The sequence below is a fragment of the Rosenbergiella metrosideri genome (assembly GCF_022602565.1).
Taxonomy (GTDB): Bacteria; Pseudomonadota; Gammaproteobacteria; order Enterobacterales; family Enterobacteriaceae; genus Rosenbergiella; species Rosenbergiella metrosideri.
On sequence record NZ_JALBCV010000001.1, the window covers coordinates 1 to 18152 of the forward strand.

An 18152-nucleotide genomic window follows, 5' to 3' on the forward strand; every position below is an offset into this window, starting at 1 on the left:
CTAATAATATTATGAGGACTAATAGAAAGCTCTTTATAAAAACCTTGTTCTATTTATAATCAAATAATTAATTGAGGTCGTCGTGGATAATTCAGATATTGTAAAACAAATCTATGGAATTAATTTATCATATCTCCTGCTGGCGCAAAGGATGCTAAAGGAAGATAAATATGCAGCATTTTATCGACTAGGAATGGAAGAGAGATTAGCTGATAAAATAATGGAATTAAATCTTCACGAATTAGTGAAGCTCGCAGAAACGAATCAACTTATTTGTAAATTACGATTTGAACAAACAGAGGTGATTGAGAAATTAACACAAGATTCGCGTGTGGATGATTTACAGCAAATTCATACGGGTATCATGTTAGCCAGTCATTTATTACAAGCGCGTACCGATAGTAAGCGACTCAGACAATAGTGGGGAAGTTATGAAAGAAAAAAGCGTGTTAAGAGAGGGGCAAGATATTCGTGTTGCAATGGACCTGATCCGACTGGGGGCAAGATTACAGCTTTTAGAGAATGAGACCGTATTAAGTCGAGGCCGCTTAATTCGGCTCTATAAAGAGATTAAAGGTTCTCCCCCTCCTAAGGGAATGCTCCCTTTTTCTACAGACTGGTTTATGACGTGGGAGCATAATATTCACGCGACGGTCTTTTATCATGCTTGGCAATTTCTAAGAAAGACGACAGAGAAAACCGATGTTGATTGTCTTATCCTTGCCTACCGCTTGTACTTGGAGCAATGCCCTGCCGAGGAGGAGGGGAGCGAACCCCTATTAGGTCTTACACGTGCATGGACGTTAATCCGTTTTGCTGAGAGTGGCATGATTGAGCTTTCGGCCTGTCGGCAGTGCCAAGGACATTTTATTAATCATGCACACCAGCCGAAAGGGAGCTTTGTGTGCAGTCTATGCCAACCGCCCTCAAGGGCAATAAAAAAACGTAAACTTTGTTATTCCGAAGCCGATAAAGGGTATGAAGAGAATAAGGGGTTACGTTATGGAACATTATGAATAACTAAATTCACGTTTCAGCAATATATCTATCAGTAACTCCTTTATTTAAAAAATCAGGGATGTACCTTGTTAGGGAGTGACTGTGTTTATAATTATTGGCTATATTATAGTGACTGCATCGATTCTCGGTGGCTACGCAATGGTAGGTGGCCATATGGGAGCATTATACCAACCCTCAGAATTGGTAATAATTGGCGGCGCGGGAGTAGGGGCTTTATTTGTTGGTAACAATGGTAAAGCCTTAAAAAAGACACTTACCTCAATACCCATATTATTTCGTGGTTCTAATTACACTAGGCAACATTATCTTTCATTGATGAGCCTGTTATTCAATATTATGTCTAAATCGAGGCAGCAGGGATTGTTATCAATAGAAAAAGATATTGAAGATCCTAGTGTAAGTGAACTCTTTAACCAATATCCCAAACTCACGGCCGATCCCTTACTGATGCATTTTTTAACCGATTATTTGCGGCTGATGATTAGCGGTAATATGAGCGCCTTAGAAATTGAATCGCTGATGGATGAGGAAATTGAGACCTGTGAACATGAAAACGATGTTCCCGCACAGAGTATCGCGGCAGTGGGAGATGCCTTACCCGCTTTTGGTATTGTTGCCGCGGTCATGGGTGTCGTCCATGCGCTCGCTTCTGCGGATAGACCTCCCGCCGAATTGGGTGAACTTATCGCGCATGCGATGGTGGGTACCTTTTTAGGGATATTACTTTCGTACGGTTTTGTCTCGCCACTGGCAACTGTGCTGCGGCAGAAATCGGCAGAAAAAATTAAGATGCTGCAGTGTATTAAAGTGACCTTGTTGGCCAATCTGCATGGTTATGCACCGCAGGTAGCGGTAGAGTTTGGTCGTAAAGTGCTTTATACCACTGAACGTCCGGCCTTCACCGAGCTCGAGGATTTTGTGCGTAACAATAAACCGGGTGTCCGTAGTGCGGAGGCCAGCGAAGAATGAAAGACTCTAGGCCGCCCATTATTGTTATTAAGAAGAAGAAGAAACATGCTCGTCATGATAGCCATGGCGCGTGGAAGATTGCTTATGCTGACTTTATGACGGCGATGATGGCTTTCTTTATGGTCATGTGGTTGATCTCCATTGCCGACCCACAAAAATTAGAATCATTGGCCGACTATTTTCGTATGCCTTTACGGGTCGCGATCTCACCTGGAAAACATCAAAGTGATGCGACCTCGATTATTCCTGGTGGTGAGGCGGGACAGAAAACAAACGCTATAGAAAGCTTACCTAACTCGTCGCGGAGCGACAAGGATAAAGACCGCGACCGTAAAGCCTTACAAGGGATTAAAAATAGAATCGAACAACTACTGATCACCGATCCGCGATTGAAATCCTTACGGCCCCATCTATTTATCACCATGATTAATCGGGGATTGCGAATACAAATTATCGACAGTCAGCAACGCCCCATGTTTCTGAAAGGCAGTGCTAATATTGAGCCTTATATGGCCGAAATTCTGCAGGGCTTGGCACCTATTCTCAATGATGTATCGAATAAAATCAGCATTGCAGGTCATACCGACAATTCCCCCTATGCGAACGGCGATCATGGGTTTAGTAACTGGGAATTATCGACGCAGCGGGCCAATGCATCGCGGAGGGAGCTAGTGAAAGCCGGATTGGTTGAGGGAAAGGTACTGAGAGTTATCGGTATGTCAGACACCATGAATATGAAGGGTGTTGACTCCGATGCACCGGAAAACCGCCGGATTAGTTTGCTGCTCTTAACCCATGATGCCGAAAAAGAAGTGGAAAAGGAGAATCATGAAGGCCAAGCATTGGTCATCACTGCGGCAGGTGAACTGCAGCGTGCGATGACATCACAGAGTACGGAACAGGATAATCACGACCCACAGCCGACGGAGAGGAAAGAGTAAAGAATGGATATCTCTGATTTTTCTCAAACATTTTTTGATGAAGCAGATGAATTGTTGGCTGACATGGAACAGCACTTGCTGGCGCTGGAACCCTCCAATCCTGATTCAGAACAACTTAATGCAATATTTCGAGCAGCGCATTCCATTAAGGGCGGTGCGGGAACCTTTGGTTTTAGCATTCTGCAAGAAACCACACATATTTTAGAAAATATTCTCGATAATGCGCGATGCGGCGAATTGTCGTTAACCAGTCAGCTTATTGATCTCTTTTTGGAAACCAAAGATATCATGCAAGACCAACTCAATGCCTATAAAAGCTCTGCACAACCGGATGAAGCGACCTTTCAGTATATTTGTGAAATGTTACGCAAAATTGCGCTGAACCAGCCCGCGACAGCCATGGCAACCCCAGTCGTCAGTGATGTTATAGAGGCTGCCCCCCCACTACAGACGGAGCAGACAGTCAGGATAAAACTGTCGCGTCTAAAGCGTGCGGAAGCCGAGTTACTGCTGCAAGAAATAAACCATCTTGGCTCGGTCACGTTGCTCGGTCAGGATGCCGAGAGCTTGGATCTGCAGGTCAATGGAGTCAGTCGAGAGGCGTTGATTGCGGTACTCTGCTTTATCATTAATGAAGATCAAATTAGTTTTCCTGAAATAGGATCTTCGCCATTGTTATCCAACGACGAGGCTGGGGTTAAGGCGACCTCGCCACCACCGACACCGCCAACAGCCAGTAAACCTGCGGCGGCGAAAGCACCAGATAGCGGCAGTATTCGAGTTGCGGTGGAGAAAGTGGATCAGCTCATCAACTTGGTCGGAGAGTTAGTCATCACCCAATCAATGCTTTTACAGCACGTTTCAGAATTAGAGCCGACCCTGCACGGGGCATTGTTTAATACGGTGAATCAACTTGAGCGTAACGCTCGCGATTTACAAGAGTCGGTCATGTCGATACGTATGATGCCGATGGAGTATGTCTTTAGCCGTTTTCCTCGGCTCGTTCGAGACTTAGCGGCGAAGCTGGGTAAAAAAGTGGAGCTCACACTGCAAGGCGGCTCGACGGAATTGGATAAGAGTCTGATTGAACGGATTATCGATCCATTAACCCATCTGGTGCGCAACAGCTTGGATCATGGTGTGGAATTGGCAGAAAAACGTCGTGCAGCGGGAAAATCGGCGGAGGGAAACCTCGTTCTGTCGGCAGAACATCGCGGCGGCAGTATCTGTATTGAGGTGACCGATGACGGCGCGGGATTAGATTTGGATCGGATCTATCAAAAAGCCCTCAGTTCAGGTATTGCAGTACATGACTCGATGAGTCTAGAGGAAATTGCACAGCTTATTTTTGCCCCCGGTTTTTCGACCGCAGAACACGTTACCGATGTTTCAGGTCGTGGCGTCGGGATGGATGTGGTCAAACGTAATATCCAAGATATGGGCGGCCATGTTGAGATAGCGACCCAACCCGGTAAAGGGACGACTATCCGTATTTTATTACCCCTGACATTGGCCATACTGGATGGGATGTCAGTCAAAAGTGGCAATGAAGTCTTTATTGTGCCGGTCAACGCTGTGATGGAATCCTTACAGCCTCGTAAGAGCGAATTAAAATATTTGGCGGGTGGCGAACGTGTCTTGGAAGTCCGTGGCGAATATCTTCCGCTTATTTCGCTTGCGAATATCTTTGATATTGATAGCGCTCGTGAAGATCCGACCGAAGGTATTGTGATTATTTTACAAAATGCCGGTAAACGCTTTGCATTATTGGTCGATTATTTAATGGGGCAGCATCAAGTTGTTGTGAAGAATTTAGAAAGTAATTATCGACGAGTTCAGGGGATCTCTGCGGCAACCATTATGGGGGATGGCAGTGTTGCGTTTATTGTCGATGTCCCCGTATTGCAAGCGGTTAATCGTGAAAAGATTTCATCACAAAGCGACAATTAATTCTCAGGAAAAGCTATGGAAAGTAAAAATGAAGAGGGCCAGAGCCAAGAGTATCTTATTTTTACCTTGGGTAAGGAAGAATATGGCATCGATATTTTAAAGGTGCAAGAAATTCGCGGTTATGATCAGGTAACGCGAATAGCCAACACGCCAAAATTCATCAAAGGGGTCACTAATTTACGTGGTGTAATTGTACCGATTATTGATCTAAGAATTAAGTTTGCCCAAGAAAATATCGCCTATAACGATAACACGGTGGTGATCGTGCTGAATTTAGCGGAACGCATAGTCGGCATTGTGGTGGATGGGGTGTCCGATGTTCTCGCGTTGACAGCCGAAGATATCCGGGCTGCACCGGAATTTAGCGTCACCTTGTCCACAGAATATCTCACAGGACTTGGCGCCCATGGCGAGAGGATGTTGATTCTGGTTGATATTCAGAAGTTACTCAATAGTGAAGAAATGGCGTTAGTCGACCGACTGCATGCTGGTTAATGCGTCGTTATCGGCATTATAAAGAAAAGGATGCGATTACCGATAAGGTAATTATATAAAAGGACAATAGGGGACCCTATGTTACGCAAGCTTAAAGTTGTCACCAGTTTATTATTAATTCTTTGTATTATGGGCGTACTACAGATTGTCAGTAGTGCACTTTTTTTAGAAATGTCGAAAGATAACCAAACGATATTTTCGCAGAACCAAAAATTGAGAGTGCAACAGCAAAGTATTTCTGATGCGACCTCCTTTTTATTAGAAGCCCGATCGAATATTAACTTTGGCATGATCTATTCGTTACAAAGCGCCAAGGAAGAGGGCTTTGATGGAAAAATTAAAAAATTTTTAAGTAGCGCAGAAGAGAATATTCAGCAAGCAGACGATGAATATAAAATTTTCTGGAATACCTTTAGTGATAAAGAAAAAGAAGATTCTAAACTTGATGCCATGGGGCGGGCGTTTGTTGAGTATCGTAATGGACTGAATACATTATTAGCCTTACTGCGCGAAGGGAAAGTGAAAGAGTTTATGACCACCCCGGTTATGGATAAGCAAAAAAACTTCGATAACAAAATGAATCAATGGTATGCCAAAAATGAGAAAGAAGTAGAAATTGGTATCGACCATAGTCGCGAGCAATATGATCACGCATTAATTTTAACCGGTATTTTTATCGCGATTACGCTATTTGTTATCTTTCTGGCTTGGGTGGGGATCCACCGCGTATTACTTAAACCGTTACATGCGTGTATCCATCATATTCAAAATGTGGCGCGCGGTGACCTGACGCAATCGATCGAGATTGTCAGTCAAAATGAGATGGGCGAGTTGCTTACAACGGTAAGGCATATGCAGGATGAGCTAAAACATACCGTCGGATTGGTGCGGGATAGCTCGGAATCAATATTCAGTGGTGCCAGCGAAATAGCGAATGGCAGTAACGATCTATCGGCCCGTACCGAACAGCAAGCGGCTTCGCTTGAAGAGACAGCCTCCAGTATGGAGCAGCTGACCGCGACCGTAAAACAGAATGCCGAGAATGCTCGCCAAGCTTCGCAATTAGCCTTGAATGCGTCAGAGACGGCGCGCCATGGTGGCAATGTTGTCGATAACGTGGTGACTACCATGAAAGATATTGCCGACAGCTCTAAGAAAATTTCAGATATCACCAGCGTGATCGATGGGATTGCTTTCCAAACCAATATCCTGGCCCTCAATGCGGCGGTCGAAGCTGCCCGTGCCGGCGAGCAGGGGCGTGGATTCGCCGTGGTAGCAGGAGAAGTCCGTAACCTCGCCCAACGCAGCGCCCAAGCAGCAAAAGAGATAAAAATCCTCATTGAAGACTCTGTTAATCGTATCGATTCAGGCTCGCAGTTAGTCGAAAATGCTGGGGTGACGATGGGTGAAATCGTCAATGCCGTGACGCGTGTCACCGATATTATGGGAGAGATTGCTTCAGCCTCTGAAGAGCAAAGTCGCGGTATCGATCTGGTGAGTACGGCGGTGACAGAGATGGACCAAGTCACTCAGCAAAATGCCACCTTAGTCGAAGAGTCTGCCACGGCAGCGGCAACCTTAGAAGAGCAAGCCGGACTCCTTAGACAAGCCGTCGCAGTGTTCCGTGTCGGGCAGGCTTCCTCCTCTCCGCCGGTCAGTCACGCGGCACCGAAACACGCCTCAGCAACCGCGAACACTAGCAGTGTGGGCCAAATATCAAATAACGATTGGGAAACATTTTAATTTATCCACTCACTCGGGAAGTCCGCCTTTGAGGGGGCTTCCCGCCTTAAGTCAATAAGCGAAGGGATCATGCATAAACAACCCCCCAATACTCCGTCCACCTCCGCTGCGACGCAAAGTGGGCGTTACGAATTATCGGCACAAGATTTTCAGAAAATATCGGCGTTAATTTATCAGCGTGCCGGTATTGTACTGGCCGCCCATAAGCAAGAAATGGTCTATAACCGACTGTTAAGGCGAGTTAGGGCGCTGAATCTGGCTAATTTTAGTCAATATATTCAATTTTTAGAGAAAAATCCGCAGAGCAGCGAGTGGCAAGAGTTCACCAATGCATTAACCACTAATCTCACGGCTTTTTTTCGTGAGGCGCACCATTTTCCCATTCTCGCTCAGCGCGCTCGGCAACATAAAGGCTGCTTTACGCTGTGGTGCTGTGCAGCCTCTACCGGCGAAGAGCCTTGGTCACTGGCGATCACCTTAGCGGAATCATTGGGGCTGGGACCTGGGCGTTTTCAGATCTATGCCAGTGATATCGATACACATGTCTTAGAGAAGGGTAAGCAGGGGATCTATCGCCAAGAGAACCTGTCGATGCTTACTCCTGAGCAGTTACAACGCTACTTCTTTAAAGGAACGGGTGAACACAGTGGTCTGGTTAGGGTAAGGCCTGAACTGGCCGCCACCGTCAGTTTTTATCCGCTCAATTTATTGTCTCCCGAGTGGAAACTGAAAGAGAAAGTCGATGCAATTTTCTGCCGTAACGTAATGATATATTTCGATAAAAAAACACAACAGACCATTCTAAGTCGAATGGCCAATCTCCTTCAGCCTGATGGGTTACTGTTTGCTGGCCATTCAGAAAACTTAAGTCAGCTTAGTACTGACTTTTCACTACAGGGTCAAACCGTTTACCGACTTGCGGAGAAGAAGAAATGAGCAAGATAAGCGTGCTGTGTGTTGATGATTCTGCGTTAATACGCCAGCTAATGACCGAGATTGTTAACAGTCAAAAAGATATGGTTATGGTCGCTACGGCACCTGACCCCTTAGTGGCCCGTGAGCTTATCAAGCAACATAACCCGATGGTCCTAACGTTAGATGTGGAGATGCCTAAGATGGATGGTCTCGATTTCTTGGAGAAGTTGATGCGCTTGAGACCTATGCCAGTGGTGATGATCTCTTCGCTAACCGATCGGGGATCTGAGGTCACGTTGCGTGCACTTGAGCTGGGGGCCGTCGATTTTGTGACTAAACCGCAAATCGGGATTCGCGATGGCATTATGCAATATGGTGAAAAAATCTGTGAAAAAATCAGATCCGCCGCGCAGGCACGTCTGCCAAGTTATACGCAGCGTACCGCGGTGAAACCCGTATCGCTGAAAACGCTGATCGGCAGTGAGAAAGTCATTGCCATTGGTGCATCAACCGGTGGGACAGAAGCGATTCGACAAGTACTTGAGCCGCTCCCGCCCGCCTGTCCAGCCGTTTTGATCACACAACATATGCCCGCAGGTTTTACCCACTCTTTCGCTGAGCGGCTAAACCGAATCTGCCAGATTACGGTGAAAGAGGCTGAGCAGGGTGAACGTGTCCTTCCTGGCCATGCCTATATCGCACCCGGTGATAAGCATATGGAGCTTGCACGTTCTGGAGCCAATTACCAAATTCGGTTACTTGATACGCCCCCCGTGAATCGTCACCGACCCGCAGTCGATGTGCTGTTCAACTCCGTTGCACAGTGTGCTGGACGGAATGCCGTGGGCGTCTTATTGACCGGAATGGGAAACGATGGCGCGGCCGGGTTGTTAGAGATGAAAAAGGCAGGCAGTTGGACAATTGCCCAGAATGAAGCCAGCTGTGTGGTGTACGGCATGCCGCGTGAGGCCGTATTGCTTAATGCGACCTCTGAAGTCACCCACCTTGATGAGATCAGCCAGCATATGGTGAGTCGCCTCGCCTCGGGACAAGCTATACGTATTTAATAACAGTCGAATTATCGAGACACATTAACGCAAATAAGGAAAGGATCATGGCAGATAACTCTCTGAATTTTTTAGTCGTAGACGACTTTACGACAATGCGTCGTATCGTCAGAAATCTATTAAAAGAACTGGGTTTTACCAATGTCGATGAAGCGGAAGACGGGCAAGATGCCTTAAATAAGCTGCAAGCGGGTAACTTTGATTTTGTTATTTCTGATTGGAATATGCCAAATATGGATGGCTTAGCCCTGTTAAAAACCCTCCGTGCAGAGGAACGTTTTGCCAACTTACCGGTGTTGATGGTAACGGCAGAGGCAAAAAAAGAGAATATTATTGCGGCGGCACAAGCGGGGGCAAGCGGTTATGTCGTGAAGCCTTTTACTGCGGCAATCTTAGAAGAAAAGCTGAATAAAATCTTCGAAAAATACGGAATGTAAGGAGTTCCTATGAGCCATTCCTTACCGCCTAACGATAACGATCCTATGTCAGATATCATCGTTCGTTTGGGATCTTTGACACGGATGTTACGGGACAGTTTGCAGGAGTTAGGCCTTGAGCAGGCGATTGCGGATGCTGCTGATGCGATTCCCGATGCCCGTGGCCGATTGACCTATGTGGTCGAGATGACGACGCAGGCAGCGAATCGCGTATTGACCTGCGTGGAGCAAGCACAACCTGAACAAGATCAGCTAAAACAGCAAGCAGAGGTGCTACAAACGCGCTGGGACCAGTGGTTTGAAGCCCCGAAAAGCTTTGACGAAGCCAAGGCGCTGGTTACCGCGACACGGGAACATCTCGCCAGTATTCCTGTCATTACCGGGAGAACCAATCAGCTATTGTTGGAGATCATGATGGCGCAGGATTTCCAAGACCTCACCGGCCAAGTCATAAAAAAAATGATGCACGTTGTGGAGCAAATCGAAACTCAGCTGTTGATGGTATTGCTCGATAATATTCCAGATAACGCACGCGTCAGTCCAACCCAGAAAAATAGTCTATTGAATGGTCCGCAGATCGATACCACCGCCAGTGGCGTGATTGCCGACCAGTCACAAGTGGACGATTTATTAGATAGCCTCGGATTTTAGGCCTAAGCGCCGGGTACTTTACTCGTCGTGGTAAGGGGGGCTTATTATTAGCGTAATAAGCACCTCTTCTCACCTCTACTTCTTCAATAGCCTGATGTGGGCTCTGGCACTCTACGCAGAGTGATCCAATGAGGAAACCGCGGTGTCTGAAGAAAACAAAGACGATAAAACCGAAGAACCCAGTAGTCGTCGTATCGAGAAGGCGCGTGAAGAGGGGGATATCCCCCGTTCGCGGGAATTAACCTCGATGCTGTTATTACTGAGCGGCCTGCTCGCGCTTACACTCTGCTTGCCGATGAGCTGGCAGGGGATGATGCATATCGTTCGCTACAGTTGGCAATTCGATCTGAGTCATCTTAATGCCCATGACTGGGGCCCTTTTAGCCTCGATATGCTTCCCTTGAGCCTGCGGTTATTTCTGCCCTTTGGCCTAAGCCTATGGCTGGTCGCGATTGTCGCAAACCTGATTATTGGTGGCATTAACCTTAGCCCGAAAGCCTTACAGGTAAAATTCTCTCGGCTTAACCCTGTGTCGGGAATGAAAAAATTTTACAGCGCGCAGACAGGTGCTGAATTACTGAAATCCTTTCTAAAAGCCTGCATCGTTATCACAATCCTCCTCGCAATATTATGGGTAAATCAGCGCGAAATCCTCGGTCTTATTCATCAACCGCTAAGGACCGCCTTGACCGAAGGAACTTATGGCCTGGTCAAACTTTGGCTATGGGTAGTGATGGGAATGATCCCGATGGTGGCCTTCGACGTGTTTTGGCAGATCTACAGCTACCACAAAAAATTACGGATGACGCGGCAAGAAATTCGAGACGAGCATAAACAGCAGGAGGGTGACCCACACCTTAAGGGGCGTATTCGTCAACAAATGCGCGCCGCGGCACGCCAACGCATGATGGCGAATGTGCCACATGCCGATGTGATCTTAACCAACCCCACTCACTTTGCCATCGCGCTGCGCTATCAGGAAGGCAAGATGCACGCGCCACAAGTGGTCGCAAAAGGGCGTGGGCAGGTGGCAGCTAAGATACGCGCGCTGGCGAGCGAACACCGTATTCCCTCTCTGGAAGCTCCGCCGTTGGCGCGGGCATTATGGCGACATACTGAGGTAGGTGAACCTATTCCTGGAGCACTGTATACCGCCGTGGCGGAGGTGCTGGCATGGGTATGGCAGGTCCGCCGTTGGCGAAAGGTGGGGGGCCAAAAACCTGAGAGACCCCAGCAACTGGTGGTGCCCGCAGAGATGATTTTTGACTTAGAGAATGATGATGATGAATAAGTTGTATGCACGATTACGTTTACCGACCCGTTGGAACGAGGTGGATTGGCAGATCTTAGCGGGGCCTATCTTAATTTTACTGATTTTGGCGATGATGGTCCTACCGCTGCCCGCCATCCTGTTGGATCTCTTTTTCACCTTTAATATTGCTTTATCGATAATGGTGTTACTGGTCGCGATGTTCACGCGTAGGACATTAGAGTTTGCAGCTTTTCCCACCATCTTACTGTTTGCCACGCTGCTAAGGTTAGCCCTGAATATCGCCTCAACGCGGATTATTCTAATGGAGGGGCACACCGGTGGGGCGGCGGCGGGTCAGGTTATTGAGGCCTTTGGCCACTTTTTGGTCGGCGGTAATTTTGCCATCGGTATCGTGGTGTTCATCATCCTTATTGTGATCAACTTTATGGTGATTACCAAGGGGGCTGGGCGAATAGCTGAAGTCGGCGCCCGTTTCGTCTTAGATGGTATGCCGGGTAAACAAATGGCTATCGATGCAGACCTGAACGCGGGCGTGATTGGCGAAGAACAGGCCAAACAACGACGCCAAGAGGTGACACAAGAAGCGGATTTCTATGGATCGATGGATGGTGCCAGTAAGTTTGTGCGCGGCGATGCCATCGCAGGCATCATTATCATGGTAATCAATGTTGTCGGTGGACTACTGGTGGGCGTGGTACAGCATGGTCTGTCCGTCAGCCAAGCCGCCGAAACCTATACCTTGTTGACCATCGGTGACGGTCTGGTGGCCCAAATTCCCGCCTTGGTGATCTCCACTGCCGCAGGGGTGATTGTGACCCGTGTCAGTAATGACAGCAACGTCAGTGAACAGATGGTCAGTCAATTATTCAGTCGACCGCAAGTGATGATACTGAGTGCGGCCGTGATCGGTTTATTGGGGCTGGTACCTGGAATGCCCAATGGGATTTTCTTGGTCTTCGCGGCATTGTTATTGGGGCTAGCATGGTGGCTAAAAGGGAATGAAACCAGCGTTGACACGGAGACGCAGTCGCTAAGCGACCCGCAGCAAGCCCAGCCGACCGAGGCAAGCTGGCAGGATGTGGTGATCGAGGATGCGCTGGCAATGGAAGTGGGCTACCGACTGATCCCCTTAGTGGATGAGGCTCAGCAAGGGGAGCTACCGGGCAGGATACGGGGGATTCGCAAAAAATTTGCCACCAGTATGGGGTTTCTGCCACCGGGTATTTTTATCTCAGATAACCTATCGTTAGCCCCTGCCCATTATCGAATTTTACTCAAGGGCGTCACGATTGGAATGGGGGATGTCTGGCCAGGGCGTTGGCTAGCCATTAACCCAGGCAGTGCACGTGCTGATTTACCGGGTGAATCCACCCGAGATCCAGCTTTCGGTTTACCGGCCGTTTGGATTGATGGGGCGCTAAAAGAACAAGCGCAAACACTCGGATTCACCGTGGTTGAGGCGAGTACGGTCATTGCCACGCATCTTAACCATCTACTGAGTCAGCATGCTAGCGAGTTATTTGGACGCCTAGAGGCGCAACAACTGATCGACCATGTGGCGAAGAGCTTACCCGCGCTGACCGAAGGGATTATTCCCGACCTCTTATCGTTAACGACAGTGCATAAGGTGCTACAGAATTTATTGAGAGAACAGGTCTCGATTCGCGATATGCGTACGATCTTAGAAACCCTCACTGAACATGCTAGCACTACGCAAAACAGCCTGGAATTAACCAATGTGGTACGGGTTGCCTTAGGCCGGGCGATCACCCAGCAATGGTTCCAAGACGATGAGATTATTCAAGTGATCGGCCTTTCTCCAGCGCTGGAAGGATTATTGCAGCAAGTGATGCGTAATGGTGGTGGGTTAGAACCTGGTTTGGCAGAGCAATTGGTGAGTCAAGCGGGCGAAGCGATTGCTTATCAAGAATCACTCGGGGTGACACCTGTGTTGTTGGTCGATAGCGCGTTAAGACTGTTATTAGCGCGCTATCTTCGTCGGCACTACCGCCAATTAGTGGTGATGTCGACGGTAGAGTTGGTCAGCGAGAGACCGATACGCCAAACCGCAACCTTAGGCGATTAAGATGTGGCGTCGTGTGGTTCTAGGTCTCTTATTAGCCGTCGCGAGTCAGGGGGTACAGGCAACGATTGTCAGTGCCACGCTTAGTCACCCCGGGCAATCGATACAGCGCAAAGGCCATTGGTACCGTTTTACGCTCGGGCAATTGCCGTCAGACAATGCGGGGAAGGTCACGACGCTAGCTTGGCAGATCCAAAGTCTAGCGGCTTGGCCGCAGCCCCCTTCGGTTTTCGTCTGTCGTGATCGCGACTGCCAAGGTGTAGATTCCGTCGCTGGGGTGAGCCGCTGCTTCGCGGGTCAAGGGAGCCAAGGGGAGTGGTCGATTGTATTCGCCTTACCGGGGTCAGGAGCGCTGCAACCGCCTATTTTGATCACTGGGGTGTCGCTAACCCTTAATAGGCTGATCCTTTAGGATACGGGGCCCCAGCTGGGATTCAGAATATTAAGTTGAAACGACAGAGAGAAAAGAAACGCCTCCTGTTGTGAATGACGACTATTATTTACTCTTAAGCGAAACTCCACGAGACGGGGATTGCATCAAATATTGCGATTGTTGATACATAAGGTTTTTTGATCGCCTACTTACCAAGGGATGGCGCACTGTTACCCCGTATTGAACACGCAATCAATAAGGGGTACACCAGTGCATTATTTAGCACGTCATCGGCCTCGCTGGGTAAAAAGGCCCAAGCTGGCGGCTCGTTATACGGACTCAATATCACTTTACATCAGCGTGTCATTGTCTTTGCCGGGGGAGAGTCGCTAACCCACGATGAACAGGTTGTTGGGGCAGTGGGGATTGCAGGAGGAACGGCGGAGCAAGTTCAGCAGGTTGCCGACCATGTGGTGAAGGGATTTACATCACGCTGTGCGGCATCGGCAGGGAAACTAAAACGCCCGCAGTGCGGGCGTCTTATCAGCAAGGGCTAACGCTAGGGTTACATGCGCTCGACGGTATCAATACCGAGAAGATCTAAGCCACTTTTCAGCGTTCTTGCGGTCATAGCGGAAAGCTTGAGACGGGATTGACGGCTGTTCTCATCTTCCGCCGTTAACACCGGGCAGTGCTCATAGAAACCAGAGAAGAGTACGGCAACGTCATAGAGGTAGGCGCAAAGTACATGCGGTGTTCCTTCTCGAGCAACTTGCTGCAGGGTCTCTTCGAACTGCAGTAAACGCGCGGCTAAAGCGGCTTCACGGGATTCTGTCAGAGCAAGTGGCCCTTGAAGCGTTTGTTCATCAATACCGGCCTTACGGAAGATAGACAGGACACGCGTGTAAGCATATTGCAGGTAAGGGGCGGTGTTACCTTCAAAAGAGAGCATATTGTCCCAATCGAAGACATAATCCGTGGTCCGATTTTTAGACAGATCAGCATATTTCACTGCGCCGATACCAATAACCTCTGCCAGATGATTCAAGGTTTGGGCATCCATCTCAGGATTTTTCTCTTTCACTAGGGCTAATGCACGCTCGTGCGCTTCATCCAATAGGTCGGCGAGACGAATCGTTCCGCCTGCGCGCGTTTTGAATGGACGACCGTCTTTGCCTAACATCATGCCGAACATATGGTGCTCTAAGGGTACAGATTCTGGCACATACCCGGCTTTACGGACAATGGTCCAAGCTTGCATAAGATGCTGATGCTGGCGTGAGTCAATGTAATAAATGACCCGCTCAGCTTTTAACGTTTCGTAGCGGTATTTCGCGCAAGCTATATCGGTGGTGGTGTAGAGGTAACCGCCATCTTTCTTCTGAATAATCACACCCATGGGTTCACCTTCTTTATTGGTGAACTCATCTAGGAACACGACGGTGGCGCCTTCACTTTCAACCGCTAATCCTTTCTGTTTAAGGTCGGCGACAATACCTGGCAACATGCTGTTATACAGGCTCTCACCCATTACATTGTCTGCCGATAAGCTTACGTTTAAACGGTCGTAGTTACGTTGGTTCTGTTCCATGGTGATATCCACCAACTTACGCCACATTTTTAGGCAGTACTCGTCACCACCTTGCAGTTTGACCACATAACTGCGCGCGCGTAGGGCAAAATCTTCATCTTCATCGTAGGCGATTTTCGCGGCGCGGTAGAAGGCTTCAAAATCTTGGAGCGCAATCTCACCAGCATGATCCGCTTGCTGCTGTTCAAGATAGGCAATCAACATGCCAAATTGAGTCCCCCAATCACCGAGGTGGTTGGCACGGATAACATTATGGCCAAGTTTTTCGAGCGTCCGTACGGTCGCATCACCAATAATCGTCGAGCGTAAGTGACCGACATGCATCTCTTTAGCCACATTCGGCGCAGAGTAGTCGACGACAATCGTTTGTGGGGTAACCGGAGAGAGGTTAAGGTGCGCAGAACTGAGTGCAAGTTCAATTTCCGTTGCCAGCCACTGCGGGTCGAGGAAGATATTGATAAATCCTGGGCCGGCGATTTCAACTTTGTTCGCAATACCGGTCAGTGAAAGCTGTTCAACGACCTTTTCGGCGAGCTGTCGGGGAGGCATACCCAGTCGTTTCGCTGCACCCATAATACCATTGGCTTGGTAATCACCAAATTGTGGCTTCGCGGATTGACGGATGAGGGGTTCGCTATCGGCGGGAGCGCCGGCAGCCACCATAGCCTGACTAACTTTATCGCAGAGAAGAGCCTGAATATTCACCGGTATACCTTTATCAATTGAGTGTATGGCATGCCATACAGCACGGGATGTCGAAACATCGAAACGTAATAAGTTTAATGGTCGAGCAGTATACGTAAAAAAGCCTAAGGCGTCAGCCACCATCTGCATTTGTCATGCAGAGTGATTGAAATTAATCGGGTTTCGCCTTTACAGCGGGTGAACAGGGGGCGAAAATAACCCAACCATTATCGATGACAGCAGGGTATCATGCATCCACTCTTTATAACTCTTCCCGAATTAGCCGACGATCTCTCCCAGTTCGAGCAGAAATTAGCCTCGTTTGCGCAGCAGCTAGGGCTAAACTTGAGTGAGTTAACCTTTGACCATATTTCGTTACGTTGTCACCAAGATCGGACGGCAGAACGTTGGGCGATGGCGCTATCACAAGTGGGTCATTGTTTCTCCGAGGCAATAATTGGCGGGCGACCTATCCATCTTTATCGAATCGAACAACCCTTGGCGCTGTTAAATCATCACATCGATATTGTCGAGCTGCCTTGGCCGGGTGAGAAACGTTACCGCCATGAGGGCTGGGAGCATATTGAAGTGGTATTGCCGGGCGCGCCGGAACAGATTGGCCAACGAGCAATGGCCTTAATCGATGACCGCGGCTTAGTGACGCCTGGTATTAGCGTTAAGACTCGCCGCCCAGAGGCAAAAGCCGGGGCGTTGGATAATACGACCTTAGCGATCACTAATGGCGAGATCACACTGAAGTTTCATACTTACGCCATCGATAAAGTGGTCGCTAGCGAACACTAAAAGCGGGCTTAGGCCTGTTGAATGGCGTTATGCAGGCGAATTAAGGCTTCATCAAGTTGCGAGCGACAACAGCCAAAATTAAGCCGCACGGCTTGCGGATCGCCGAATGGCGCACCCGCTGTCAGCCCTAAACCCTGCTGTTCCAACCAGCGGTGAGGATTGGCCTGTTGTAGGCCTGACGCATCGATCCAGGCCAAGAACCCGGCATCGGGGACGACGAGGCGTAAGGCAGGTAGTGCCTGTAAAGATTTCACCAAAAGGTCACGATTTCCCCGTAAATAGTGACGTTGGGCGACTAACCACTGTTCACTCTGCTGCCAGGCGGCAAGGGTAGCGACGATACCTAAACTATTCGGCACTGGCATGCGCTGCGCGACGGCATGACGAATCTGCTCACGCAGCCGATTATTGGGGACAATGGCGATGCCACAGCCCAATCCCGCAAGATTAAATGCCTTGGCGGCAGAGAGTAAGGTGATCGAACGTTGTGCACTGTCCGTCGAGAGCGAGGCGAAAGGAGTGTGTCGGCGTCCTGGCTCAAGCAGTAAATCCGCATGAATCTCATCGCTACAGACTAGGAGATCATAATGTTCGGCATACTCGGCAAGCTGCTGGAGGGCTTCACGGGAATAGCTTTTGCCACCGGGATTATGTGGATGGCAAATAAAGAGCAAGCGCTCTTGCGGCGTTAGCGCTGGCAGTGGAGTACCGAGAAAATCAGGCTTATCGAAGAGGGGATAAGGGATTAACCGTTGCGCTCTTTGGGCATTGCGAGCACTTTGCGTGAAAGGCGGGTAGATGGGGGTATGGCAAACGGAGCTTTGCTCGGCCGAGAGAAGACACTCCTGCAATAAACTAAATAGGGGCTTTATGCCGGAGAGAGGAACGACCCAATCGGGATCGATTGTCCAATGGTACTGCTTTTCAACCCACTGGGTCGCGGCTTTTGCCAGTTCACCTTGGTCATCGGCATAGCCAAACACTCCCTGAGCGACCCGCTCGGATAAGGCGTGCTGAATAGCCGGTGCGACGCGAAAGTCAGTATCCGCTATCCATAGCGGTATGATATCTTGATCTCGATATTTAAGCCATTTCTCACTATCAGTGTGATTTCGCTCGACTCTTTCATCAAAATTAAATGACATACGTACTCCGG

General features: G+C 48.7%; 18 protein-coding genes. 16 read left to right on the top strand and 2 right to left on the bottom strand.

Features of this window, described 5'->3' with window-relative positions:
• The first annotated feature begins 82 nt into the window (after positions 1-82).
• The 15 genes from flhD to MKR94_RS00075 all read left to right on the top strand — a co-directional run bounded on the left by flhD (position 83) and on the right by MKR94_RS00075 (position 14474).
• Entirely contained in the window at positions 83-421 is a 339-nt protein-coding gene (gene flhD, locus MKR94_RS00005) for a flagellar transcriptional regulator FlhD (RefSeq protein WP_241644854.1), read from the top strand.
• A gap of 10 nt (positions 422-431) precedes the next feature.
• Positions 432-1016: a flagellar transcriptional regulator FlhC gene (flhC, locus tag MKR94_RS00010; protein WP_241644855.1), complete on the top strand. Its 585-nt coding sequence runs from the start codon at positions 432-434 to the stop codon at positions 1014-1016.
• An 85-nt stretch (positions 1017-1101) separates the two neighbouring features.
• Positions 1102-1989, top strand: a complete 888-nt coding sequence (gene motA / locus MKR94_RS00015; protein WP_241644856.1) for a flagellar motor stator protein MotA — start codon at positions 1102-1104, stop codon at positions 1987-1989.
• Positions 1986-2930, top strand: coding sequence for a flagellar motor protein MotB (motB, locus tag MKR94_RS00020; RefSeq protein ID WP_241644857.1), 945 nt, complete (start codon positions 1986-1988; stop codon positions 2928-2930). The genes motA and motB overlap by 4 nt, the downstream gene beginning before the upstream one ends.
• Before the next feature lie 3 nt (positions 2931-2933).
• Positions 2934-4880: a chemotaxis protein CheA gene (cheA, locus tag MKR94_RS00025; RefSeq protein ID WP_241644858.1), complete on the top strand. Its 1947-nt coding sequence runs from the start codon at positions 2934-2936 to the stop codon at positions 4878-4880.
• A gap of 15 nt (positions 4881-4895) precedes the next feature.
• Positions 4896-5375 (top strand): chemotaxis protein CheW, encoded by a 480-nt coding sequence (cheW, locus tag MKR94_RS00030; RefSeq protein WP_241644859.1) that lies wholly within the window; start codon positions 4896-4898, stop codon positions 5373-5375.
• A gap of 78 nt (positions 5376-5453) precedes the next feature.
• Positions 5454-7118, top strand: coding sequence for a methyl-accepting chemotaxis protein (locus MKR94_RS00035; protein WP_241644860.1), 1665 nt, complete (start codon positions 5454-5456; stop codon positions 7116-7118).
• A gap of 69 nt (positions 7119-7187) precedes the next feature.
• Complete coding sequence (gene cheR / locus MKR94_RS00040) at positions 7188-8054, top strand: protein-glutamate O-methyltransferase CheR (RefSeq protein ID WP_241644861.1); 867 nt, start codon at positions 7188-7190, stop codon at positions 8052-8054.
• Positions 8051-9100, top strand: a complete 1050-nt coding sequence (locus tag MKR94_RS00045) for a protein-glutamate methylesterase/protein-glutamine glutaminase (RefSeq protein WP_241644862.1) — start codon at positions 8051-8053, stop codon at positions 9098-9100. Before cheR ends, MKR94_RS00045 begins: the two co-directional genes overlap by 4 nt.
• A 47-nt stretch (positions 9101-9147) precedes the next feature.
• Complete coding sequence (gene cheY / locus MKR94_RS00050; RefSeq protein WP_241644863.1) at positions 9148-9537, top strand: chemotaxis response regulator CheY; 390 nt, start codon at positions 9148-9150, stop codon at positions 9535-9537.
• Between the two features lie 9 nt (positions 9538-9546).
• Positions 9547-10188: a protein phosphatase CheZ gene (gene cheZ, locus MKR94_RS00055; RefSeq protein WP_241644864.1), complete on the top strand. Its 642-nt coding sequence runs from the start codon at positions 9547-9549 to the stop codon at positions 10186-10188.
• A 142-nt stretch (positions 10189-10330) separates the two neighbouring features.
• Positions 10331-11479 (top strand): flagellar biosynthesis protein FlhB, encoded by a 1149-nt coding sequence (gene flhB / locus MKR94_RS00060; RefSeq protein ID WP_241644865.1) that lies wholly within the window; start codon positions 10331-10333, stop codon positions 11477-11479.
• Complete coding sequence (gene flhA / locus MKR94_RS00065) at positions 11472-13547, top strand: flagellar biosynthesis protein FlhA (RefSeq protein ID WP_241644866.1); 2076 nt, start codon at positions 11472-11474, stop codon at positions 13545-13547. Before flhB ends, flhA begins: the two co-directional genes overlap by 8 nt.
• A 1-nt stretch (position 13548) precedes the next feature.
• Positions 13549-13956 carry a flagellar protein FlhE gene (locus MKR94_RS00070; protein ID WP_241644867.1) on the top strand — a complete coding sequence of 136 codons (408 nt, stop codon included), beginning with the start codon at positions 13549-13551 and terminating at the stop codon, positions 13954-13956.
• Between the two features lie 158 nt (positions 13957-14114).
• Positions 14115-14474 carry a GlcG/HbpS family heme-binding protein gene (locus tag MKR94_RS00075; RefSeq protein WP_241644868.1) on the top strand — a complete coding sequence of 120 codons (360 nt, stop codon included), beginning with the start codon at positions 14115-14117 and terminating at the stop codon, positions 14472-14474.
• Positions 14475-14482: 8 nt separating this feature from the next.
• On the opposite strand, the gene argS is transcribed toward MKR94_RS00075, so the two are convergent.
• A complete protein-coding gene (gene argS, locus MKR94_RS00080) occupies positions 14483-16213 on the bottom strand; it encodes an arginine--tRNA ligase (protein WP_241644869.1) in 1731 nt (576 codons plus the stop codon).
• 228 nt (positions 16214-16441) lie between these two features.
• On the opposite strand from argS, the gene MKR94_RS00085 reads away from it, so the two are divergent.
• Entirely contained in the window at positions 16442-16996 is a 555-nt protein-coding gene (locus MKR94_RS00085) for a VOC family protein (RefSeq protein WP_241644870.1), read from the top strand.
• Between the two features lie 8 nt (positions 16997-17004).
• On the opposite strand, the gene MKR94_RS00090 is transcribed toward MKR94_RS00085, so the two are convergent.
• Positions 17005-18141 carry a MalY/PatB family protein gene (locus tag MKR94_RS00090; protein WP_241644871.1) on the bottom strand — a complete coding sequence of 379 codons (1137 nt, stop codon included), beginning with the start codon at positions 18139-18141 and terminating at the stop codon, positions 17005-17007.
• Positions 18142-18152 lie beyond the last annotated feature (11 nt).

What these genes read in the sequence shown, in the direction of transcription:
- flhC (WP_241644855.1), top strand. Translation starts at nt 432, where the DNA reads ATGAAAGAAAAAAGCGTGTTAAGAGAGGGGCAAGATATTCGTGTTGCA.
- motB (WP_241644857.1), top strand. Translation starts at nt 1,986, where the DNA reads ATGAAAGACTCTAGGCCGCCCATTATTGTTATTAAGAAGAAGAAGAAA.
- cheA (WP_241644858.1), top strand. Translation starts at nt 2,934, where the DNA reads ATGGATATCTCTGATTTTTCTCAAACATTTTTTGATGAAGCAGATGAA.
- cheW (WP_241644859.1), top strand. Translation starts at nt 4,896, where the DNA reads ATGGAAAGTAAAAATGAAGAGGGCCAGAGCCAAGAGTATCTTATTTTT.
- MKR94_RS00035 (WP_241644860.1), top strand. Translation starts at nt 5,454, where the DNA reads ATGTTACGCAAGCTTAAAGTTGTCACCAGTTTATTATTAATTCTTTGT.
- cheR (WP_241644861.1), top strand. Translation starts at nt 7,188, where the DNA reads ATGCATAAACAACCCCCCAATACTCCGTCCACCTCCGCTGCGACGCAA.
- MKR94_RS00045 (WP_241644862.1), top strand. Translation starts at nt 8,051, where the DNA reads ATGAGCAAGATAAGCGTGCTGTGTGTTGATGATTCTGCGTTAATACGC.
- cheY (WP_241644863.1), top strand. Translation starts at nt 9,148, where the DNA reads ATGGCAGATAACTCTCTGAATTTTTTAGTCGTAGACGACTTTACGACA.
- cheZ (WP_241644864.1), top strand. Translation starts at nt 9,547, where the DNA reads ATGAGCCATTCCTTACCGCCTAACGATAACGATCCTATGTCAGATATC.
- flhA (WP_241644866.1), top strand. Translation starts at nt 11,472, where the DNA reads ATGAATAAGTTGTATGCACGATTACGTTTACCGACCCGTTGGAACGAG.
- MKR94_RS00070 (WP_241644867.1), top strand. Translation starts at nt 13,549, where the DNA reads ATGTGGCGTCGTGTGGTTCTAGGTCTCTTATTAGCCGTCGCGAGTCAG.
- MKR94_RS00085 (WP_241644870.1), top strand. Translation starts at nt 16,442, where the DNA reads ATGCATCCACTCTTTATAACTCTTCCCGAATTAGCCGACGATCTCTCC.
- MKR94_RS00090 (WP_241644871.1), bottom strand. Translation starts at nt 18,141, where the DNA reads ATGTCATTTAATTTTGATGAAAGAGTCGAGCGAAATCACACTGATAGT.